Genomic DNA, 23,875 nt, shown 5'->3' on the forward strand with positions numbered 1-23,875 from the left:
AATCCATTAATGATTCCTTGCGAACTTAGGAATAAATATTAAGAAGGTATCCCAAAAACAAAAGTCATATATAATTACTTTCAAACTAATATTCGTAAACAGAAAAAAATTAAACCGGAATAATTTTTGATACTCATTTTTACTAATTTTAACCATATGAAAAAATACTATCCTATCCTACTTCTGATTTGTATATTGATCTTAGTACCTTCTTGTTCTGACACCAATAAAAAACCTTATCAAATTCCTGATAATGCTGTAGATCTAATTGCCGGGACATCTGGAAAGACATGGAAAATTGCTAAACGACATAATGATGGTACCCGAATGAATATGGCTGGTTGTTTCTTATCATACAGAAATACTTATTTCCCTGATATGACAGTTAAAGACAATAATGAAAAACAAAGAGATTGTGGACCATCATTAAAAGCTAATTGGGAAATCATTCAAAATAAGAAAGGGCATTATTTTATTAAATTAAAAAGTGATCAACTTCCAGAATTGATGAACATAGAAAAAGATTACAAGTTCTTTCAGATCACATATCTCAATAAAGACAGTTTAGAATTACGATATAGGCATGCCCAATTTTCTGGTCAAGTACGCACAATTGTCGATCTATATGTACAAGAAAATATTATAGCACCTAACAGAGATTTTCATAACAAATAATAGCAGTACACTACAATTACACAATCTCTAAAGTCATTTTTTCAAAGCTATCTTTTGGAGCTTCACATAATGCACAGTGATAGGAATCTGGAAGCTCTGAAAATTTCGTTCCGGCAGGGATGGCCGATACGGGATCTCCAACCAACGGATCATATATAGTTTGACATTCTTGGCACTGAAACACTTCTATCTCTGTTTTCTCCTTCTTGGAAGTAATTCCAGCAAAACTCTCCTCATCTCCTTCTCCTAGATTCTGAAAATACGTTTTAGTTAACTCTAGTAATATTCCTGGCAAATCCATTTGATCAATATCCTGAGCGTATACAATATATTGCCTAGTATTAGGGTTAAAATTTTTAGCATATAATACGTTGTACGTAGGTCTTACTACAAAATCTTTAACAGCTTCAGGTGTTTTATTTTCTTCTATCACAACGGATGTGAAATATCTCTTTTGTTTACGTCTAATACTAATAGAAAATGTCATTCCATAAGTACTGATATCATTTTGGTCAAAATTCATGACCAAAAACTTTTTAAGGTCCAATGCTTTCTGACTTCCCACTGGCAAATGCCAATTTAACTCTAATGCAGAATGTCTTACATTGATTCCAAACTGACCTAATAATTTTTCTAAAGCTAATTTACATTCCTTCGGAATTCCTTTTATAATAAACGACTTCCATGGTGTCAAACATATTTTACCAATACGATATTCTATACAAAACTCGCACAGTGCTTTTAAGAATTTTAGATCATACTTATTGTTTCTCCAATACAACCCTAACCAATATTGATTAATTCCCATTTTATTCATTCCTTCATAATATGGAAATGGCTTAAAACCAACACTTAACGGTTTCTCGATAGTTCGGTTATTAGTATCTATACTTTCATTAAGGAATTGAAAAAGTTCATCTACGTTATTTACTTTTTTGTAAATATTTTCAATTTCTTGAGCTACCTTAGCTATATCCCAAGTAAAAATCAAAACTGGATAAAAAACTTCTTCCCAGCCTGGTAATTTTAAAAACAAGTACCAATAATCTTCTTGACTAGATGCAATAAAATTAAGATCTCCAGAAAATAAAGAAACCATCTGTTGCTGCGGATCAGTTATATTTATTTTTAATGTTGGTTTATACCTAAATTGTTCTAAAATATATAAATACGTAGTACCACGTAACCAAACAGTAGAATTAAAAATATCTATCGAAACATAAGAACAACTAATGTTTTGTTCGGCTTCTGGAGCAAAAAAATCCATATTAAAAGATTCATGTTCCGCCACTACAGTATTACTATTATCTCTAGAAGGAAAAATAATATCTTGTCTGGATCCAAAATGAAAAGTATCTAACCCTAGTTCCTCTGCATACATTATAATCCGCTGCAACTCACTTGGTGATAAAATTCCTCCTTTAATATTTACTCTATGCATAAACTCTTCCATAACTAAGCTAATTGCATTACATTATTCAACACCTCTTTTACTTCAGGTTTACAGCTACCGCAACCTAATCCAGCTCCCGTTTTGATACATAATTCGGAGAAATCTTCGCATCCTGATTTGATAGCTTCTTCCAAGTTTCCTTCACCAACCTGACTACAAGAACAAATTAATTTACCCAACACAGGTTCATCGGGTTGGGATGATCTAAGTAATTCTTCTCTCTTCTCTGACAATTCTATCTTTTCTTCGATCAATCTTTTAAAATCTGCAAATTCACTCTTATCTCCCATCAAAATAGCACCTACCAACCAATCATTTTTAACGATACATTTTTTATAAAATCGTTTCCCAACATCCATGAAAATAACCTCTTCATATGATGGATCATCCTTAGGCATATCAATATTACCGATACTACATAGATCCAAGTCTTCGAATTTTAGAATATTCATAAATACCGACCCTCTATATATTGCACTAAAATCTCCTAAAATATACTTAGCTACAATATCCGCTTGTTGTTCAGCCGCTGCTGTTATCCCAAATAAATTACCTTCGAATTCTGCAATCTCACCAACAGCAAAAATATCTGGATCACTGGATTGCAAGTATTGATTTACTACAATTCCGCGACGACAATCAATACCAACTGTTTTTGCCAAATCAATATTAGGAATAGTACCAATAGAGTAAACTACAGCATTACAATTAAATGATTTTCCTGACTTTAGATTTACTAATAGAGAACCAGAATCCTGATTAAAAACCGTATCTACTTCATTATCAAAATGAATCTGTATTCCTTTTTCTCTAACATCTTCTGCTAACAAACGACTTGCGATAATATCTAGTTGTCTTTCCATTAAACGATTACCTCTTTGTATAATCGTAATTTTCACACTCTTTTTTCGTAGTGCAGCAGCCAACTCTAAACCTAATAGTCCACCTCCAACAATAGTTACATGTTGTTGATTTTCGGGCAAACCAGTTTCTTCTAAGTAATTTTTCAACTTATCTGCATCTCCTCGATCTCTCATTGTAAATCTACCTGGCAAATGAATAGGAACTTCTTTTGGCACAAAAGCTCTACTTCCAGTAGCCATTAAGACAATATCGTATTCATGTTTTTCTCCTTTACTATCAATAAGATATTTTTCTTCTCTATTGATCTCAGTAACCGGATTACTGGTTGATAAGGTAACATTAAGAGATTCCATACTGCCTTCCCTCATCTTTTGTAATTGTTCCCAAGTGAGTTCTTCACTTACATATTCTGGTAACAATACTCTATTATAAAAAGGATATGGTTCTTTAGAGAACACGGTAATGTCATCTTCTGTATTTTGTTCTCTATATGTTTGTATAAAACGGTATGCAGCCGTACCTGCTCCAATAATACAGATTTTTTGCTTTTCTTTTACAAACTTTGAAACCTGTACTGCAGAAAACTTAAAATCTGGTTCTTTAGAAATAGGGTCTATAATACTAGTGGTTAAGTTATTTGCTCTTCCGTAATCATTTCCTAAAACTTTGCCCCAATGCATTGGTAAAAACACAACCCCTTTAGCTATTGTACCACTTACTTTTACTTTTACTTGTACCTTTCCTCTTTTACTTTCTACCACTGCAATATCTCCATCTTTAATTTTTCGGAGAAAAGCATCTACCTGATTTATTTCTAAAAATGGATGCGGAATATGTGTCAACAGTCTATTTACTTTACCTGTCTTAGTTCTAGTATGCCATTGATCACGTACTCTACCTGTTGTTAAAATCAAAGGGTGTTTATCCGTAAGTAATTCTGAAGTTGGTTTAGTAAATCTTGGCACTACAAACTTCGCATTACCTGTATCTGTATAAAATTTTTTATTTTGAAATAATCGTGCTGTTCCCGAATGATTTGTTTCTGGGACAGGCCATTGAAAACTACCTTCATTCTTTAATCGATCATAATTTAGACCTGTAATATCAATATTGGTTCCTTTAGTCAATTGACAATGTTCTTTATATACTTCTTCTACAGATGTATAATCAAAGCCTCTATATCCCATTCGTTGCGCAAATTTCCACAGAATTTCTGCATCTGGTAATGCTTCTCCAGGAGGATCTACTACTTTATTTAAATAGGTAATACGACGTTCACTATTAGTCATCGTTCCTTCTTTCTCTGCCCAACCTGCAGCGGGCAACACCAAATCTGCATATTCTAAAGTTTCGGAGCGATGCGAGATATCCTGAACCACTACAAACTTAGCTTTCTGAAGCGCTTTTTCTACTTTATTTGCATTAGGAAGACTGACCAAAGGATTGGTGCATATAACCCATACAGCTTTTAGTTTTCCACTTTCTAGTGCATCAAACATTTCCGTAGCAGTTAACCCAGGTTTTTCAGAAATCTCTTTTCCGCCCCAGAAATTAGCTACTTCGGTTCGGTGTTCTTTATTGCTTAAATCTTTATGAGCCGCTAATAAATTTGCCATACCTCCTACTTCTCTACCCCCCATAGCATTAGGCTGCCCTGTTAATGAAAAAGGACCTGATCCAGGTTTTCCTATATGACCAGTGAGTAATGAGAGGTTTAAAAGCGCATTATTTTTATTTACACCTATCGAGCTTTGATTTAACCCCATTGCCCAAAGCGTTATAAACCCTTTAGCATTACTAATATATGTAGCTGCTTTCTTTATATCGGCTGCTGTTATGCCACAGATTTTTGCTGCCTCGGTTAGTGAGGTGGATTGTAAAGATTCTTTCAATAATTCGAAATTATCAGTATGATTCGCTATAAAACTTTTATCAATTTTTTTTCGATCAATTAATCTTTTGGCTATCGCATTATACAATACTACATCAGTGCCTGGAATTATCTGTAAATGTAAATCTGCAATATCACAAGATTGTGTTTTTCTTGGATCTACTACAATAATTTTTGTATTTGGATTTTTCTCTTTATGAGCTTCTATCCTTCTAAATAAAATTGGGTGACACCAAGCTGGGTTTGCTCCTGCAATCATAAAACAATCGGCAAGCTCTATATCCTCGTAGGCAATAGGAACACTATCTTCTCCTAATGCTTGCTTATAGCCTACAACTGCAGAACTCATGCATAATCTAGAATTAGTATCTATATTATTAGTTCCGATAAATCCTTTTGTAAGCTTGTTAACCAAATAATACTCTTCTGTAAGACACTGCCCAGAAACGTAAAAACCAACACTATCCGGACCGTATTTATTAATAATAGTATTAAATACTGCAACCGCACGATCAAAAGCTTGATCCCAAGAAACTCGTTGTAACTCGTGCCCTTTACTCCATCTCATCTCTGGATAAAGAATTCGATCGCTTTTATCCTGTACAACATGATGTAAATTCATTCCTTTAGAACATAACATCCCTTTGTTAACTGGATGATCTGGATCACCTTCTACTGTAACTACCCCTTTAGCATCTTTTTTAGCTATTATTCCACAACCAACACCACAATAAGAACAGGTAGTTTTATAAGATTTAAATGCCATAAAGAGTTTTATTAAAATTATATCAAACAACAAAATTAAGTATTATTACTTAAATTTAGATTAAAAAAGACCTGTAACTGATCCAACCCTCCTGTTAATTATGAAATCCACAAAAGATCCTTACTAAAAAAGGATTTTAAAAAAAAAGCCCCTTTTTGATTCATCAATATTCAAAATAAAACACTGTTAGAAAAGCATTACAAGGAAAAAAGAAAACTATTTTAATTTAAATTAATCAACACTACCATTCTTCAAAAAAAATATCTGGTTATCATTTCTGCAAAAAAACAAGTCAATTTTAAGATTATCATAAAACTAAAAAAACACGTATAAATACTTATTTTTAAATAGTATTTAATTCAAGAAACGCTGTTTTAATTATTATTCAATAAAAAAGTTAAAAAATAACATTATATTTATTTTTATATGTTTTTATTAAGTTTTAAATGTTAAAAACATGTATTTATTAAAAATAATTCATTTGCGTTTCATTAATCAATAAAATATATTTGAATAAAAATAAGTATTAATACTTATTTCCATCGTCTAAAATTTCACTTTAAAAACGCAATTATGGAAAAAAGCACAATTGATTTAGTACAAACATCATTTAGTAAAGTTGCTCCAATAGCAGAAACTGCTGCAGAAATTTTTTATAACAAACTTTTTGAATTAGATCCCGAACTAAAAAAAATATTTCCTTCAGATAACGCAGAAGCAATGAAAGGGCAAGGAAACAAACTAATGACCATGCTATCTTCTGCTGTAGCAGGCCTTAGCAACTTAGACCGCTTAATACCAATTTTACAAGACTTAGGAAAGAGACATGTAGATTACAAAGTAGAATCCTCGCATTATGATACTGTAGGAGCTGCATTATTAAGTACCCTAGCAACTGGGTTAGGAGAAGATTTTACTCCAGAAGTAAAAGCAGCCTGGACTGACACGTATGGAGTTATGGCATCTGTAATGAAGACTGCAGCATACGGAGAAGTTGCATAGAACACACTAAAATTATTAACTCAAAACACAACAAAATGAATCATCTAAAAACAAAATGGATATTTTTACTCACATCTTGTATCTCAATTATTATTCAATCTTGTGGAGGTGTTCCCGAAGAAACTTCTTCAAATGGACCTTCTGATAAAGTGTTTGCGGTTGCTGACATACTCACCTTGGTTGCAGAGGAAAATGATATCACTCGTACGTTATATACCAAAGGAATTGTGGGCGCAGGCAAAAAACAAGGACTTAAATTTGATGAAGACTGGCAAGATGATGAAATAGAAGCTGGTCCACTTCCTGCTTTATTCCTAAGAGGTATTTCTTCTGATATTCGAAAAAGCGACGTTCCTCTAGGGTTATATCTTGGTTCAGACTTTCCTATTAACGCCTCAAACAAGTTTCAAGGAAAACAAGCTGAATTATTTGCCAAAATAAAAGCGGATCAAAAACCTCAACATTTCTATGAAGAAGATCAGAAATTATATACTTCTATGTTTGCCGATCTTGCCGTAGCAGCACCTTGTGTAAACTGCCATAACGACCACAAAAGCACCACTAAAACAGATTGGAAACTTGGTGATGTTATGGGAGCTACTACATGGCAATACCCTTCTGATTCCTTATCATACAAAGAAGCGATTGGAGTTATAAATGCATATAGAAATGGAACAAAAGCTATTTACAATGCATATCTTAAAGAAATTGCCGCTTTTAAAATTGATAGCACAAAACCACAGATTGGCAAAAACTGGCCTTCTAAAGGTTTTTATCTACCTACAGCAGAAGTTTTTATTGATAGTGTAAGAAAATTAGCTTCTTATCACAGTATGGAAACATTATTACTTGTCGAAAGAAAGGACCAAAAAACAACAAAAGACTTAGCTTCAAATTAAAAGAACACAACTTGGATAGTCTAAAAAAATCATATAGCTTTTTATTTATTGGCTTTAGTTTACTTGTATTATATCTTTTACAGTTTTTCCTAGACCTAAAATGGCAATGGCTATATGAATTACAACTTAATGAAGAATACAAACGATGGTCAGGAGTATTTATTGGAATATTTATATTATTTCAATGGATACTTTCTGTGACCAGAATATCAAAAAAACTCAGAAAACACACGGTCAGATTCACTATTTTACATAAATGGATTGGAGTTCTTTCTCCTATATTCTTTTATATACACGCATTAGAATTTGGATATGGTTATCTCGCTTTATTATCCTACATCTTTTTTATAAATATGATTTTAGGAACTGTTAACCTAGATATTATCAAAAGTAAAAAAGAATGGATTTTTCAATCTTGGATGATCGTACATGTCCTTCTATCAGTAGTAATCAGTTTTCTAGTAGTCTTTCATATTGGTGTTGTGTTTTATTACGAATAAAAAATAAAGTATTATGTTACTAACTGTAAAAGAGATAATTCGTGAAACCGAAGATGCTGTAAGTGTTATTCTAAACAAAGGGGGGATCTTTAATAAAATTAAATACAAACCAGGTCAATTTCTTACCGTTAAAATCCCTATCAAAAATAAAATTGAAAAAAGAGCGTATTCTTTTAGCAGTAGTCCTTTTACAGATAAATTTCTTAGAATAACTGTAAAGAAAGTAGAAAAAGGTCTAGTTTCTAACTACATATGTAAGGATTTAGAGGCGGGTCAAAAAATTGAAATTGAAAAACCTGCAGGTAGTTTTTTTATTGTACCAGACAAAAATGCTAAACACAGTTATGTTTTTTTTGCCGGAGGAAGTGGAATCACACCTATATTTTCTATCATAAAAACCGTTTTAGAAAAAGAACCTTTATCTAAAATTATTCTAATTTATGCTAACAAGAACGAAGAATCTATCATCTTCAAAAAAGCTCTTGAAGATCTTGAAGAAAATCATCCGACCCGTCTAAGCACCCAACATATATTAGAAAAGAATGTTTCTAAAAAACCAAACTACCATCAAGACTTACTAAACGAGGAACTCATTACAGAAATTATGGAAACCCATATGTTAAACTATGTTGAGGGAAAATATATGATGTGCGGCCCACAAGGCTTTATGGATAAAGCAAAAGAAATATTAGGAAATAACGGTATTTCAAGGAACCAAATAAAACTAGAAGCTTTTAGTGCCAATTTTATAACATCTAGTGACTCTAAAGATCTTGTAAGCAATGTAGTCATCTATCAAGAAAAAAAGAAGCACGAAATAAGTGTTACAGGAGATAAAACAATTCTTCAAGCAGCAATGTCCGAAAACATCATGCTACCCTACTCTTGCAGATCCGGCATGTGTAGTAGTTGCAAGGCAAAATGCGTCAAAGGAAAAGTAAAAATGATAGATGGTCATTTGTTATCCGAAGAAGAAGTTGCTAATGGAGACATTTTAACCTGCATCAGCTTTCCTGCTTCAAGCAATGTAAGTATTAGTTTCCTAAACGATTAAAAAATAGATGTTTAATAAAAATCCCTTACGAAAAAGACAACGAATCGGTTCATTTATTGGGATCGGGATCGGATTAATTATATATATAATTCTACCATTAAAACAAACAGAAAGCTTTTTAAGTCTTGGCCCATTAAACACCGGGCATGAAGGTTTATCATGTAATGCTTGTCATACTGATGCCAAAGGTAATTTAATCCAACAGGTACAATCTAACATTTCATACACTTTCGGAATGCGTAAAACCAAAGCAGATTTTGGAACTGAAAACGTAGACAATAAAAAATGTATTGAATGCCACGACAGGCCAAACGACAGACACCCAACACATCGTTTCTTAGAACCAAGATTCAAAGAAGCAATTGCTAATATAAATGCGGCGGAATGCGAAACATGTCATAAGGAACATAATGATACCAGAGTTGTTCTTAAAGACGCTGCATTTTGTATCAATTGCCATTACGACCTAGAAGTGAAGAACGATCCCATTGATGTCCCGCATGAACAACTTATTAAAAATAAGCAATGGAATACCTGCCTACAATGTCACGATTTTCACGGAAATCATATTTATAAAGTAGCAGAGAAAATAAAAGACACTATTCCGCTAAAACAAATTCAAGAATACCTAAAAGGTGGTAAAGATCCTTTTTCTAACAAAAAGAAATACAAACCGCTGACAGAAGAAGAATGGATTAAAATAAAAAACAAATACGCAAAAAAATAGCATGAATTTATATTAGAAACAAAAATTTCAAAAAAAATGAACTCAACAAAACATATAAGACTTGTAGCTATCTTAACATCAATCATAATACTGGCTTCTTGCAACAAAAAAGACAAACCAATATGCGATATACCTAAAGACATAACGTACAAAAACCAGGTAGCTTCAATAATTGAAATTCATTGTTTTAAATGTCATGCTGAGGATGTTTACAAAGAAAAAGCATCAAGAAGTAAAATTTTTGATTATTCGAGCTTAAAAAAAATGGGGGAAAGTGGACAACTAGTAGGCTCTATAACTCATGCACAAGGATATATCGCTATGCCCTATCGTAAAGAAACTAAAATTGATAGTTGCACCATAGAGTTAATCAAAACTTGGGTTGATCTCGGAATGAAAGAATAAGATTTTTTTTGAATTCAAATTATAACCATCTCCCGAAAAAAGGATATCAGAAAAGAAAAAACAACTTTGAAACATCTACTAAAATTACTTTTCTCCAACCGAGTTAGCGCATTATTACTGATAATTTTTGCTATATCAATGGCCGTTGCAACTTTTATAGAAAATGACTATGGAACTGAAACTTCTAAAGCCTTAATATACAATGCTAAATGGTTTGAAATTCTAGTATTATTAATTGCCTTTAACTTTATAGGAAACATCCCAAAATACAACCTCTTTAGTTGGGAAAAAGCACCAATTTTCTTATTCCACATAGCATTTGTAATTATAATTCTAGGCTCAGGAATAACAAGATATAGAGGCTACGAAGCATTAATGACCATAAAAGAGGATTCTACAAGTGACAGAATGATCTCTATAGATAGCTATTTACAGCTTCAGGCAAGTAACGGCTCTATTACCCAAAACTTTTCTAGCACTCCTATTCACATGAGCGAAATTGGATTTAACCGCATTAGCGAACATTACAATTTTAATGACAAACAAATAAAAATACAATTAAAAAACTATATCCCCAGAGCTCATCAAATACTAAAAGACACTAGCAAAGGAAAGACTTACTTACATATTGTTATTGCAGAAAATGATGAACGGAAAGATTTTTATATAAAAAAAGGGGACAGAAAAACCATATACGGAATCCCTATTTCTTTTGAAAGCAACGATAAACTAACCAATGATATTTTCATAACCAAAAAAAACAATACTTGGCTTGCCTCATTCCCAAAAGAAACCGATTATTTTTCTATGATACTAAACAAGGCAAGCTCATATCCAAAAGACAGTTTAGTTCCTTTACAATTCAAAGCACTAAGTCAAATAAACAACACACCTGTTGTGTTTAATGAAATATCAGAAAACAAATACCTTAAAATAACCTCTAAAGACAAAAACCCTGAAATTAAAAATCCCGAAAGCGCAATCATATTATCACTAGAATCGGGATCAGAAAAAAAGGAAATTACCTTATTTGGAGGACCAGGATACATGAACCCTTTTAATACGTTATTCATCAACGACATTCATATAAGCTTACGATTCGGCTCTAAACCTATACAACTACCATTCTCTATTTTTTTAAAGGACTTTATTTTAGAACGTTATCCTGGATCTAATAGCCCTTCTGCATTTTACAGTCACTTAGAAATCCAAGAAAAACATAAAATGTTTAATTATACAATATTCATGAATAACGTTCTGAACTATAAAGGATATCGTTTTTTTCAATCTGCTTATCTACCTGATGAAAGCGGAACAATACTTTCTGTTAATAGGGATTATTGGGGGACATTAGTAACCTATTTAGGGTATGGACTATTAGCGCTAGGAATGCTATTGAGCTTATGCTGGAAAAATTCTCATTTTGGAATAACACTAAAAATATTACGTTGATAAAAAAAAATCTTTTTTGCGCTATAAATCTCATACTATTATTAGTAAACAATACATATACACAACAATTACATCACCTACAAGAGCACGAATTAATTGAGAGACAATATATAGACATTACCCACGCTCAAAAGTTCACCACTATCCAAGTGCAAGATTTCCAGGGAAGAGTTAAACCAATAGGAACATTGTCATTAGAATTAGTCAGAAAAATTCATGGTAAAAACGGCTTCACATATATTGACAAAAACAAAACAAAAAAACAACTTACTCCTACACAAATATTCATAGGAATGAATTTTAAGCCTGATTCATGGCAATTGTTGGAGCTCATTAAAATTGAGAAAAAAGCAATTCATGAGTTAAAAGAAATCATCCAGATTAACACTTCTGGCTACACAAGTGCTTCCCAATTTTTTGATTTTCAAGGAAATTACAAACTCGAATCGCTTGTTAGCAGCGCATATGCTAAAGCTCCAGGAAAACGATCTATTTTTGATAAAGATATTATCAAAATTGACGAGCGTATTAACGTTTTATGGGGTATACTTAATGGTCAATTCCTTAAAATTTTTCCAAAAAAAGATGATCCATCACTAAAATGGTATACACCCATAGAGAAAGAACCCAGTTTTAATGAGGGCGACTTACTTTTTTATTCAAAAATAACACCCACTTATTTTGCAAACCTTTCTATTGGAATCAAAACAGGCAATTGGACAAAAGCAAACGAGACTGTTGAACTAATCAAAAATTTTCAGAAAAAAAACGGAGAGACAATTATACTAGAGGAAACCAAAGTAAAGTTAGAAATATGGTTTAACAACAATCCTATATTTTTATGGTGCCTCATCGGATATACCTGTCTTGGTGTGTTATTAATATTACTGAGTTTTATAAAAGTTTTTAAGCAAAAAAATAATACTCTAAAGAAAACTATATCTCTTACAATTCTTTTACTATTTATCATTTTCTTGCTACAAGGGTCTGGAATTATATTACGATGGTATATATCAGGACACGCTCCATGGAGTAACGGATATGAAGCTAGCATATTTATTGCTTGGATAGGGATGTTTTCTGGTTTTCTATTTTACAAAAAAAGCTCTTTTGCACCAGCTGCAGCATCAATACTAGCTATCTGTTTAATTGGTATTGCTCACGGAAGCTTAATGAATCCCGAGATTACTAATTTGGTACCGGTATTAAAATCGTATTGGCTATTAATTCATGTAGCAATCATAACAGGTAGTTATGGCTTTCTGGCTATGGGGTCACTTTTAGCATTAATCTCTTTATTACTTATGAGCATAAACACCTTTTCGTTTTCAAATCAAGAAGAGACAACTAATACCATAAAAAAGCTAACCAACATTAATCAGCTTACAAGTACTATTGGATTATACATGTTAACCATAGGTACTTTTCTTGGAGGCATCTGGGCAAATGAATCTTGGGGAAGATATTGGGGCTGGGATCCCAAAGAGACTTGGGCTTTAATTAGCATTATCATCTATTCGTTTGTACTTCATATCAGGATCATTATTCCAAAAAACTATATATATTTCTATAACCTATGCAGTCTTTTTGCATTAGGAAGCCTTATCATGACTTTTTTTGGTGTCAACTATTACTTATCAGGACTGCATTCCTACGCAAAAGGAGATCCCTTCCCCATACCTTATTGGATATACATAATAACCCCATTAACCTGTATTATTTCAATAATACCCTTAACAAAAAAAGCCGGCTATGACTTCTCATAACCGGCAACACAAGAAACACTTAAAGCTACTAGATCTTTAAGGTTTCAAACACTAAATTATTATTGGAGATTACCACCATATATTTTGAAGATCTTTCGTTTCTCAAAAAACACTTATTTCAGTAAACAATCTTGTTTATCTGTAACTACTAAAAATAAGCTCTGTTTAACTAAATACTAGATTAAATATACCAATATTAGTTAAATAGAGCTTAAAACTTGTTCTTTTTTACAAAAAATTGTGAACTATTACGTTATAGCTTATGCCGCTTTTTCTATCCTTCTTAACAAACCGATTTCGATATACTCTCTAATCTTATCTGCTTTTTCTATTTTCTTAGTATCAATCGGAAGCCATCCGTCTATTTTAATCATATCATTTGGATTACTACTAAAGAACATTTCGTACTCATATGCCTCTAGATCATTAACTCCATAAGATTCAGGACTACTCTTTACTTTGTCGCTAATTCTCTTTTTAACAATCTCAATTTTGGATGCAAAATTGAGATTACCTGTATCTCCATTTACTTCTACATCTAAGAACTCAGTAATAGCTTCTGTAATTAATTCATTTACTTTCATAATTCATATTATATTTGGGTTATACAATTTTTTAAATGATAAAATCTACCCACACGCAACGTGATTACGTTAGATTTAATAACTAATGTTTGTTAGCTCAAAGAGCTTCCTATTCTTCTTAACAATCCAATTTCTATATATTCATTAATTTTATCTGCTTTTTCAATCCTACTAGTATCAATTGGAATCCATCCATCAATTTTAATCATATCATTTGGGTTACTGCTAAAAAACATCTCATACTCATATCCTTCGGATCCACTTACCATACCATATGCATCTGGACTATTTTTTACTTTATTAGTTATTCGCTTTTTTACAATTTCAATTTTAGAAGAGAAATCCAAATTTCCAGTATCCCTATGTACCTCAACATCTAAAAATTCCGTAATTGACACAGTTATCAATTCTTCAATATTCATACTTTTTACTTTTAAAAATTAAACCCCTGTTTTTTTTAGGGTTAATACAATAAAAAACTTCTTTTAATAAAAAATACCCCTATATTTTGATACAAATCTATACATAAAAGATATAAAAACATAAAACACCCCTAAAAAATTAGGGGTTATCATTAAAAAATTATGTTTTAACAAAAAAATAATTATTCAAATTAATTATTCCGCAATTAGAGTAAGTAAAATTTTAAAATCTATCACATGTTACAACAATAAGATTCTACGTGCTATAAACTTATAATCATAGCTTATAACCAAAAAAACACCTTATACCATTATCTAATATCTATAATGGTATAAGGTGTTTTTGGCTTACAAAGTCTTCTTAGGTATTCTTAATGCTCTAAAAAGTTTATCAAGTGCTCTCTATATTTATAATAATCCGGGTGCTCCAAAACATCTTTTCTTAAACGAGGCCTTTCAAAATCAATATCTAAGATATCACCAACTTTAGCTCTTGGACCACTTGTCATCATAATAACTCGATCCGCTAAAAAAATAGACTCATCCACATCGTGTGTAATCATTATAGCGGTTATTTTTTCTTGATTCCAAACTTCTATAAGCACATCCTGCAACTCTCCTCTTGTTAAAGAATCCAACATTCCAAAAGGCTCATCCAACAACAAAACTTTTGGCTTAAGAGCAAATGCTCTAGCTATCCCTACTCTTTGCTGCATTCCTTGAGACAGTTCTTTTGCTTTCTTATGCATTGCATCTTCTAATCCTACTTTTGATAAATAATATTTTACAATATCATCTCTATCTTTTTTAGTTCCGTGTGCAAAAACTTGCTTAACCCCAAGCATCACATTATCATATGCTGTCATCCAAGGCAATAAACTCGGAGACTGAAATATAACTCCTCTATCTGGACCAGGCCCTTTAATCGTTTGATTATCCGCAACAATAGTTCCTCTAGATATAGGATTAAGACCCGCGATCATTGTAAGCAACGTAGATTTACCACATCCAGAATGACCAATTATTGATATAAACTCTTCATGTTTTACTTTTAAATCTAAATCATCCAAAACCACATAGTCTCCTTTTGGAGTAGGATAAATTTTAGTTAATTGAGAAATATCTAGCATATACTTATCCTCAAACAACCCATTATCCGATCTTCTTACGACTTCTTCTTTTTCTAATGTTTCCATTTCCATCTTTTTTAACTAAAACTTAATCTCCTAAAAGGTGCTGGTTTCATTTTTGGCTTAATATCTGGCAGTACATAATCAGTATCTTTTTTAGAAGCTCTCTGCTCTCCAATTTGTATTAGATACTCCATAATACTATTTCGAAGTTGTTTATATTCTTCGTTATGATTAAGTGCTGTCTTATCCCTAGGTCTCTCCAGGTTTATTTTATATTCTGGACCAAGTGTAGCCTTTGGGCCGGGTTTTAGAGGAATAATTCGATCTGCCATTAAAATTCCCTCGTCGACATCGTTTGTAATCAACAAAGCAGTCTTTTTATCTTTATTCCAAATCTTAAGAATCTCTTGCTGTAAATTCCCTCTGGTTAATGCATCTAATGCACTTAAAGGTTCATCCATCAATATCACCTCTGGACTCATAGACAAGGCTCTTGTAACAGAAACTCGCTGTCTCATACCCCCAGAAAGTTCTTTAGGAAGCTTACCTATTGCAGGCGAAAGATTAACCATCTCTACGTAATCTTCGACTCGCTTACTCCTGTCTTTTTTAGACATTTTTTTAAAAGCTTCTTTTACAGCCATCCCTACATTATTACGCACATTTAACCAAGGTAATAATGAATAATTCTGAAAAATCACTCCTCTCTCGTGATCAGGTCCAGTCACAGGTTCTCCTTTAAACAATACTTCCCCCTCATCTGGCATCAATAACCCAGAAATAAGATTTATTAAAGTTGTTTTTCCACTTCCAGTAAAACCAACAATAGCCACAAACTCTCCTTCTTCAATTTCTAAATTGATATTAGACAACACCTTTGTACGATCTTTTCCTGTTCCAAAAGATTTGGATACATTTCTTAACTCTATATATGCCATACCTTATGTTTTAAGCGGTTTCTTCTGTAAAAGTGACAAACTTCTGTATTGTTAACATTACCCGATCTAATAAGAACCCGATGATTCCGATCACAAACATGGCTACAATAATCTTAGAATTAGAATCATTTGCGCCATTTTGGAACTCTTCCCACACAAAAGAACCTAATCCAGGACTCTGTGCTAACAACTCAATTGCAATAAGCACCATCCAAGCCACAGACAATGTTATGCGCAAACCTGTGAAAATCAAAGGAAATGATGATGGTAAAATAATCTTAAATACTTTTTGAGCAACACTCAATTGAAGCACCTTAGCCACATTGATATAATCCTTATCAACAGAAGAAACTCCCATACTAGTATTCACCAATGTTGCCCACATGGAACATAAACCAACACTTATAAATGAAATAATAAACGAACTATCAGAATCAGAACCTCTAGTCAGTGTTTTTACAATCATAAAAACCAACAACAACCAAACAACTGGAGAAACAGGCTTAAATATTTGAATCAACCAGTTAACAGAGGATCTTAAAGTCTTACTCAATCCCAACATAATACCTATTGGAACTGCAATAAACAAAGCCAATAAAAAACCAGCAAAAACTGTTTTAAGACTTGTAAAAATCTGATCTACAAACGACGGTCTTCCTGTGTAAGTGATAGCAGCTAAACCTTGTTCTTTTCTTTTAGCATTAGTTGCTGCAACTTTATCAGCAAAAGAACTTTTTTTCTTAGATATTGCTGCATGATCTGCTAATAGTGATTTGTAAGCAGTCCAAACTTGAGCAGGTGACGGTAATGTATTTGGCTGACAGCTAATGTCTCCAGATTCTATACAAGTTCGCATTTCTAATGCTGCCGCCTCTCCTTGATCTGCTAACGCTTTTTCTATTCTAGCATCTTTTTCAACATTATAAAGATATGTAGCACCAGAATGCCATAACAACAAAAACAACCCCACTGACAATATTGGTAATAATACCTTTTTAAGTAATGCGATTAAATTCTTCTTTGTTTCTTCTCCTGTAGCTAATCGTATAGCCGGCTCAAAAAAACCTAATCCTACAAAGTTCAGAATATGTATTGACCTATCTTTCATTTTATTTCTTTTAAAACTTATTTCTCTTTAACCACCATAACACAATACCTAGCAAGGCATTAGAGATTATTTAATTTTGTTATGGAAAGAGAAATAAAAAGAGAAAATCTCTTTTTATTTCTCAATGCTTGAAACACCTTCCACATTTTCTTTATTACCAATACCAAAACTATTGATGTACCCTATTGGATCTTTAGCATCATATTTGTTGCCATCAATGAAATCTGTGGTTACTGGCTTGTAACCATCTGTTTTTGGTAATTCTGAAGCTTCTAAATGACCTTCTTCCACTAATAGTTTAGCTGCCTTAGTCCAGATATCAGGACGGTAAATATCTTTAATGGTAGTATCATACCACTCTGCTGATTTACTTTCTGGAATCTGCCCCCATCTTCTCATTTGAGTTAAAAACCATATACCATCTGAATAAAAAGGATATGTTGCATCGTATCTATAAAACACATTAAAGTCAGGCATTTCTCTTTTATCTCCTTTTTCAAACTCAAAAGTTCCTGTCATAGAATTTGCTAAAACTACCTCATCAGCACCAACATATTCTGGCATTGATAATATTTTTACAGCTTCTGGACGATTTCCTGGAGTATCTAACCACTTCCCTGCTCTAATCAATGCTTTAGTAACAGCTGTAGCGGTATTTGGATATTGCTCCACAAATTTCTTTGTCATCACAAATACCTTCTCTGGATTATTTTTCCAGATATCATAATTTGTAGTAACCGGAACACCTATTCCTTTAAAAACAGCTTGTTGATTCCAAGGTTCTCCTACACAGTATCCATATATTGTTCCAGCTTCAAGAGTAGCAGGCATTTGTGGTGGCGGAGTTACAGATAGCAATACATCTGCATCTATCTGCCCCTGAATATTATCCTTAGAATACATTCCAGGATTAATCCCTGCAGCAGCTAACCAATATCGTATTTCGTAATTATGAGTAGAAACTGGAAACACCATCCCCATTTTAAAAGCCTTCCCTTCATTCTTATAAGAGTCTATTACTGGCTTAAGAGATTCTGCGGTAATTGGATGAATTGGCTTTCCATCCTCTCCTTTTGGGACATTAGGCTTCATTTTAGACCAAACATCATTAGAAACTGTAATACCATTACCATTTAAATCCATAGAAAATGGTGTTACCAATTCTGCTTGTCTACCAAAACCAGCTCCTGCAGCAATAGGTTGACCTGCCAACATATGAGAACCATCTAATTGACCATCTATTACACGGTCCAATACATTTTTCCAATTTGATTGCGCTTCTACAGAAACAAACAATCCTTCATCTTCGAAAAAACCTTTTTCCTTAGCTATAGCTAAAGGAGCCATATCCGTTAACTTTATAAAACCAAAAGTCAACTGAGGTTTTTCTATAGTTAGTTTAGACACCCCCTCTTTAGATTCCGTGGTACTAGACGCTATTTCTTTCTTCTTTTCACCACCACAAGACAGAAGAGTCATTGCGGTTAAGAAAATCCCTATTTTAAAATTAAGTTTTGTCATAATTTGTATTTTTTTGTTATTCAGCTAATAGAACACATCAAAACTACGTATAAATACTTAACTATGAATGTTAAAATTACGTATTTAACTAAGTATTTTTATTTTACAAAAATTACAAGGGGAATATTATTTTATATAAAAAATTAACGGCATATTTTTAACAGAATCGTAATACTAACAAAAGACAACCTATCAAAACACTTAAAATCAACAAGCTATAACAAACAACTAACCAAAAAATAATGTAGCAATTGTTTACCTATAACTAGAAAAGGCTTTTAACTAAGTAGTATTCTACCCAGATAAAAGCCTTTCTTGATTATTATTTAAGATAAGTTAGTTCGGCACAGGAATAGCTTTCATTTCTTTCTGAACGGCTTTTTCATCTTCTGTAGAGAATTTTATAGCTAATGAAATAACTGCAGTTATCACTACAAAAACACCAATTAAAAAATAACCCTCTGATACCGCTTGTGAAGACGCAGCTGCTTGCGCAGCACTTACAGCTTCTTCTCCCATACCTTGACTATCCAAAATTGCAGTCTTCTCGGCAATTGCCGATTTTGATTTCAATACCATAGCAGCAACAAAGGCACCTACATTACCACCAGCTCCTACAATTCCTGAGATAGAACCAATTGCTTTTTTATTTATAAATGGAACTACAGAAAAGGTTGCTCCTTCAGCCATCTGAACCGAAAGACTAAAGCCTACCAAAAAAACAACTCCAAAAGTCAATCCATTCATTCCAGAAAACAAAGACAGCATTACTCCCTCAATCGCAAGTATTACCGCAAGAAACAACACACGACCTCGCAACCCTTTTAACCTACCAAAACGATCTCCAAAAAAACCTCCTAACGTTCTAGCAAAAATATTCATCAATGCAAAAGACAATACTAGGTTTCCAGCTGTAACCCGTTCTAACTGAAATGTATTTTGAAGATAATCATCCATTGTTCCATAAACCGTAAGTTCCATTCCGAAACAAGCTGCATATATGACAAAAAGTATCCATACGCGATAATCCTTAATCGCTGACAAAAAACTTACCTCATCTTTCTTTGATTGTGGTAACTCTCCCTTAACTTTTAGTTCTTTATAATTTCCATTAGGTGTATCTTGTGTAAAAAAGTAATACACAATCCCCATTAAAAAACAAACAATTCCTGCTATTACCATACAATACCTCCAAGCTTCTGTTTCTGCAATACCAAAACTTACTACTGCCGCAGCTATCAATGGCATCCCTAGACGATTTGCACCACCACCTAGATTACCCCATCCCGCAGAAGTTGCATTCGCTGTACCTACTATATTAGGAGCAAACATAATCGAAGTATGAAACTGCGTTATCACAAAAGAAGCTCCTATAAAACCAATAAAAAGCCTGCAAATTATAAACTGCATAGGAGTTTGCACCAATCCTAATATTATTACAGGAATCGCACCTAACATCAATAACCAAGTGTAACAAATCCGAGGACCATATTTATCACACATTTTACCTATAAAAAGTCTTGCAAATACAGTTCCTGTGACTGCAACAATAATTGAATTCCATTTTTGATCAGGAGTTAATCCCAAATCCCTAACAACATCAGGCATAAAGGGAACAATACCAAACCAGGAAAAAAAGCACAAGAAAAAGGCAATTGAAGTTATCCAAAAAGTTCTAATTGAGAGATTCTTGAAGTTTAAAAGATTTAGCGTAGTAGATTTCCCTAAGGCATCCATATTAATGTATTTTTAAAGTTTAAATTCTATATGTTATAAAACATGAAGCAAACTACGTACTAATACTTATCAAAAACAACACTTAAGCTAAATTATTAAGTATTTAGCTATAAAATTACGTATTTAATAATTTCAGAACTTAATAATTATAGAATCAACAGTTTCGACTATCAAAAATCTAAAACGACATCATTAACGTAGTACCAAAAAAAACAAACATCTGATAAACAAATACTTAACTGTTTTACAATATCATAAATATGGCTATCCCATAACCTAAGCAATGCAATAAAACGCATTCTCCAGGACTACGTATTAAATATTTGGTTTTCTCGAAAAAAAATAAGTATTTTGGCAAATATATCTCTACAGCGTAAATACTTTTTTTTACAAACCAAACCGCCATAAACCCCTATAAAATGGTTAACCCCAATGATAATTTAATAACAATGTAAAAACTTACTTATGAAAAAGAAGAGCACTACAATTTTATTGACAATCCTTATTACTCTTATATCAAATACTTATTTAACAGCTCAATCGAACAAATACGGAACTATTAGTTACGCAAAGGCTATAAATATATCAGGAAAACAACGAATGCTATCACAGAAGATTTCTAAAGCATATTTATTAACTGCTAAAGGAATTAATGATCAATCGATAAAAAAGGAATTAAACTCTAGTAAGTTTATATTTGAAAAACAACTACAAATACTTACTAAAAATGCCTCTAGCAGCTCTACAAAATTATCCTTAAAAAAAGTTAGAACATTATGGGACGATTTTAAAGCTATCATTGCAAGTACTCCAGACGCTCAAAACTCCTTAAGGATTGTAAAAGCTAACACCAATTTATTAAAAACTTGTAACGATGTAGTTATTAGTATAGAAAACAGTTATAACTACAACAATCAATTTTTTCAGAATAAAAACAAAGATTTAGCAAAAACAATAAATATATCCGGAAGACAGCGAATGCTATCACAGCGATTATGTCTATACTACACTGCAACTACTATGTTTAAAGGAGATAGTCCTGAATATAAAAAAATATTGAATGAAACTTATGAAAAATTTGACAACACAATTGGAGAATTATTAATAAGTAGTTACAACAGCACTGATATAGAAGAAGAACTAGGTGTTGTTATGTCGTATTGGGAAAAATTTCAAACCAATAAAAATGGTTTATTAAATGGTGACTTTACTTTGCAAGACATGTTTGCTACTACAAACCAGCTAACAAAATCTTTTAATAAAATTACTAATTTATACGAAGATGTAGCTAATAATTAAAAAAACTAAAAGTCAGGGAATCATCTCATATTCTCTGGCTTTTTTACTTAATTCTAATACATTTTTAACCGCCATCTTTTTCATTAAGTTAAAGCGATGAACTTCTGTAGTTCTTTTACTTATATCAAGTTCAGCCGCAATATCTTTATTAGTCATCCCGGACACTGCCAACTTAAGTATTTGATTTTCTCTTTTCGTAAGGTCAAAAGGGTTACTCTTCTCCTTCTTACCTTCAATAATTGGTTTTAAGGCTTTTTCTTCTACCTTTTCATCACTATTTTTAAGTAAATTTTTGACCAATATAGAAGAAACATCTCCACTAAAATATTTATTCCCTTTGCTTACGGTAGACAGTGCTTTCAAAAATTCCTCTTTACCCGCATCCTTAAGCAGATATCCATCTGCCCCCGCATTAATAGATTGTAAAATATACTCATCGGAATCATGCATTGATAACATGATTGTTTTAGAAGAAACAGATAGCGCCGTAAGTTCTTTTACAGTATCTATTCCGGACATTTCTGGCATTCTTATATCACATATTACGATATCTGGGCACAACGACTGCACTAATTCAATAGCTTCTCTCCCATCAGAAGCCTCTCCAATAACCTCATATTGCTTTTCATCCTCCAGAAGTGAACGAATTCCATCTCTAACTAAAAAATGATCATCTACCAATACAATACTTACCATACTTTATAATACTTAATTACGTGCTCTTTATAAAAAAACTACTTACTATCCAAAGATAAGAATAATTCAAAAATACAATCAATAAATTAATAATCCACAAAGAAAAACTACGTATTTTTATCTAATAAAAACATTAAAAATAAGTATTAATACTTAGATTTGTTACTCAATTGATACGTCAGCTAATAGGATTAATTGAAAAGAACATAGCAACTGTGAGAAATACTTATACTCACACCAAACAAATTTAAGAAATGAAAAATAAGTTATACTTTACCATACTATTACTAGTACTGGTATTTAAGGGGAATGCACAGGAATTAAGTATTGATGCAGATATAAGACCACGATTAGAGTATTTACACGGTTTTGGTAATTTAACTCCAGCTGGAGTAGATGCAGCTATATTTGTACAACAACGTTCTCGATTAAAATTTGGATATACTGCAGACAAGTTTTCTACATATCTTAGTGTACAGGATGTAAGTGTTTGGGGAGATACACCCCAGATAGCTGCGGCTGATAACAATAATAGTTTCTCACTAGCCCAAGCTTGGATTAATTTTAAGTTTGGTAACGGATGGTCCACTAAATTAGGTAGACAAGCTCTTGTTTATGACGATCAGAGAATACTTGGTGGATTGGATTGGGCAATGCAAGGAAGATTTCATGATGCTGCATTAATCAAGTATAAAAATGAGAATGGTTTAAAACTAGATCTTGGTTTTTCTTTTAATCAAAACGGAGTAAGTAGAATAAATACTTTATTCGATCCTAATAATGATGGAAATGCAAGAGCTGTATTTGATTACAAAGGAATGGCTTATGCTTGGTTGCATAAAGACTGGGCTAAATTTTCTGGGAGTTTTCTTTTTGTAAATAATTCTTATCAGAATTTAGATACCGATGGTCAAACTCCAATTGATGGAACTGTAAATAGACAAACCTTTGGTACACATTTAGTTGCAAAACCTGCTAAAGGA

At 32.5% G+C, this 23,875-nt stretch carries 21 protein-coding genes; 11 read left to right on the forward strand and 10 right to left on the reverse strand.

What is annotated here, in order from left to right; genetic code table 11:
• The first annotated feature begins 156 nt into the window (after positions 1-156).
• Positions 157-675, forward strand: coding sequence for a lipocalin family protein (locus J8L88_RS20920; protein WP_120650350.1), 519 nt, complete (start codon positions 157-159; stop codon positions 673-675).
• Between the two features lie 16 nt (positions 676-691).
• On the opposite strand, the gene J8L88_RS20925 is transcribed toward J8L88_RS20920, so the two are convergent.
• Together J8L88_RS20925 and J8L88_RS20930 are read right to left on the reverse strand one after the other, a co-directional pair.
• The gene (locus J8L88_RS20925; protein WP_211061752.1) at positions 692-2,128 is read right to left on the reverse strand and encodes a rubredoxin; all 1,437 of its coding nucleotides are present in this window, start codon (positions 2,126-2,128) and stop codon (positions 692-694) included.
• Positions 2,129-2,130: 2 nt separating this feature from the next.
• On the reverse strand, positions 2,131-5,649 hold the full coding sequence (locus J8L88_RS20930; RefSeq protein WP_211061753.1) for a nitrate reductase: 3,519 nt from the start codon (positions 5,647-5,649) through the stop codon (positions 2,131-2,133).
• A gap of 573 nt (positions 5,650-6,222) precedes the next feature.
• Here J8L88_RS20930 and J8L88_RS20935 point away from each other — a divergent pair.
• From J8L88_RS20935 to J8L88_RS20970, 8 genes are all read left to right on the forward strand, one after another.
• Complete coding sequence (locus J8L88_RS20935) at positions 6,223-6,651, forward strand: globin family protein (RefSeq protein WP_108802479.1); 429 nt, start codon at positions 6,223-6,225, stop codon at positions 6,649-6,651.
• A 35-nt stretch (positions 6,652-6,686) separates the two neighbouring features.
• Complete coding sequence (locus tag J8L88_RS20940; RefSeq protein ID WP_108802478.1) at positions 6,687-7,550, forward strand: DUF3365 domain-containing protein; 864 nt, start codon at positions 6,687-6,689, stop codon at positions 7,548-7,550.
• An 11-nt stretch (positions 7,551-7,561) separates the two neighbouring features.
• A complete protein-coding gene (locus J8L88_RS20945; RefSeq protein WP_211061754.1) occupies positions 7,562-8,050 on the forward strand; it encodes a hypothetical protein in 489 nt (162 codons plus the stop codon).
• A gap of 13 nt (positions 8,051-8,063) precedes the next feature.
• Complete coding sequence (locus J8L88_RS20950) at positions 8,064-9,104, forward strand: ferredoxin--NADP reductase (RefSeq protein WP_211061755.1); 1,041 nt, start codon at positions 8,064-8,066, stop codon at positions 9,102-9,104.
• 7 nt (positions 9,105-9,111) lie between these two features.
• A complete protein-coding gene (locus J8L88_RS20955) occupies positions 9,112-9,831 on the forward strand; it encodes a cytochrome c3 family protein (protein WP_108802475.1) in 720 nt (239 codons plus the stop codon).
• 36 nt (positions 9,832-9,867) lie between these two features.
• Positions 9,868-10,236 (forward strand): hypothetical protein, encoded by a 369-nt coding sequence (locus J8L88_RS20960; protein ID WP_211061756.1) that lies wholly within the window; start codon positions 9,868-9,870, stop codon positions 10,234-10,236.
• A gap of 66 nt (positions 10,237-10,302) precedes the next feature.
• Positions 10,303-11,688 (forward strand): cytochrome c biogenesis protein ResB, encoded by a 1,386-nt coding sequence (locus J8L88_RS20965; RefSeq protein ID WP_247666526.1) that lies wholly within the window; start codon positions 10,303-10,305, stop codon positions 11,686-11,688.
• The gene (locus J8L88_RS20970) at positions 11,685-13,454 is read left to right on the forward strand and encodes a cytochrome c biogenesis protein (protein WP_211061757.1); all 1,770 of its coding nucleotides are present in this window, start codon (positions 11,685-11,687) and stop codon (positions 13,452-13,454) included. Before J8L88_RS20965 ends, J8L88_RS20970 begins: the two co-directional genes overlap by 4 nt.
• A 260-nt stretch (positions 13,455-13,714) precedes the next feature.
• Here the strand turns inward: J8L88_RS20970 and J8L88_RS20975 are convergent, their stop codons facing one another.
• From J8L88_RS20975 to J8L88_RS21005, 7 genes are all read right to left on the reverse strand, one after another.
• Positions 13,715-14,038, reverse strand: a complete 324-nt coding sequence (locus J8L88_RS20975; protein ID WP_027394083.1) for a hypothetical protein — start codon at positions 14,036-14,038, stop codon at positions 13,715-13,717.
• 92 nt (positions 14,039-14,130) lie between these two features.
• The gene (locus J8L88_RS20980; RefSeq protein ID WP_027394082.1) at positions 14,131-14,460 is read right to left on the reverse strand and encodes a hypothetical protein; all 330 of its coding nucleotides are present in this window, start codon (positions 14,458-14,460) and stop codon (positions 14,131-14,133) included.
• A 371-nt stretch (positions 14,461-14,831) separates the two neighbouring features.
• Positions 14,832-15,656 (reverse strand): ABC transporter ATP-binding protein, encoded by an 825-nt coding sequence (locus tag J8L88_RS20985; protein ID WP_027394081.1) that lies wholly within the window; start codon positions 15,654-15,656, stop codon positions 14,832-14,834.
• An 11-nt stretch (positions 15,657-15,667) separates the two neighbouring features.
• Positions 15,668-16,531, reverse strand: coding sequence for an ABC transporter ATP-binding protein (locus J8L88_RS20990; RefSeq protein ID WP_118386699.1), 864 nt, complete (start codon positions 16,529-16,531; stop codon positions 15,668-15,670).
• Between the two features lie 10 nt (positions 16,532-16,541).
• Positions 16,542-17,639, reverse strand: a complete 1,098-nt coding sequence (locus tag J8L88_RS20995; RefSeq protein ID WP_211061758.1) for an ABC transporter permease — start codon at positions 17,637-17,639, stop codon at positions 16,542-16,544.
• A 114-nt stretch (positions 17,640-17,753) separates the two neighbouring features.
• A complete protein-coding gene (locus tag J8L88_RS21000) occupies positions 17,754-19,160 on the reverse strand; it encodes a CmpA/NrtA family ABC transporter substrate-binding protein (RefSeq protein WP_211061759.1) in 1,407 nt (468 codons plus the stop codon).
• 336 nt (positions 19,161-19,496) lie between these two features.
• Positions 19,497-20,897 carry an MFS transporter gene (locus J8L88_RS21005; protein ID WP_211061760.1) on the reverse strand — a complete coding sequence of 467 codons (1,401 nt, stop codon included), beginning with the start codon at positions 20,895-20,897 and terminating at the stop codon, positions 19,497-19,499.
• Between the two features lie 465 nt (positions 20,898-21,362).
• On the opposite strand from J8L88_RS21005, the gene J8L88_RS21010 reads away from it, so the two are divergent.
• On the forward strand, positions 21,363-22,196 hold the full coding sequence (locus J8L88_RS21010) for a type IV pili methyl-accepting chemotaxis transducer N-terminal domain-containing protein (protein ID WP_118386700.1): 834 nt from the start codon (positions 21,363-21,365) through the stop codon (positions 22,194-22,196).
• Between the two features lie 12 nt (positions 22,197-22,208).
• Here the strand turns inward: J8L88_RS21010 and J8L88_RS21015 are convergent, their stop codons facing one another.
• Positions 22,209-22,892 (reverse strand): response regulator transcription factor, encoded by a 684-nt coding sequence (locus J8L88_RS21015; RefSeq protein ID WP_118386701.1) that lies wholly within the window; start codon positions 22,890-22,892, stop codon positions 22,209-22,211.
• A gap of 254 nt (positions 22,893-23,146) precedes the next feature.
• Here J8L88_RS21015 and J8L88_RS21020 point away from each other — a divergent pair.
• Positions 23,147-23,875, forward strand: a 729-nt coding sequence (locus J8L88_RS21020; RefSeq protein ID WP_211061761.1) for an alginate export family protein, incomplete at its 3' end; no start/stop codon positions are given.

Source organism: Aquimarina sp. MMG015, from assembly GCF_018100855.1.
GTDB lineage: Bacteria > Bacteroidota > Bacteroidia > Flavobacteriales > Flavobacteriaceae > Aquimarina > Aquimarina latercula.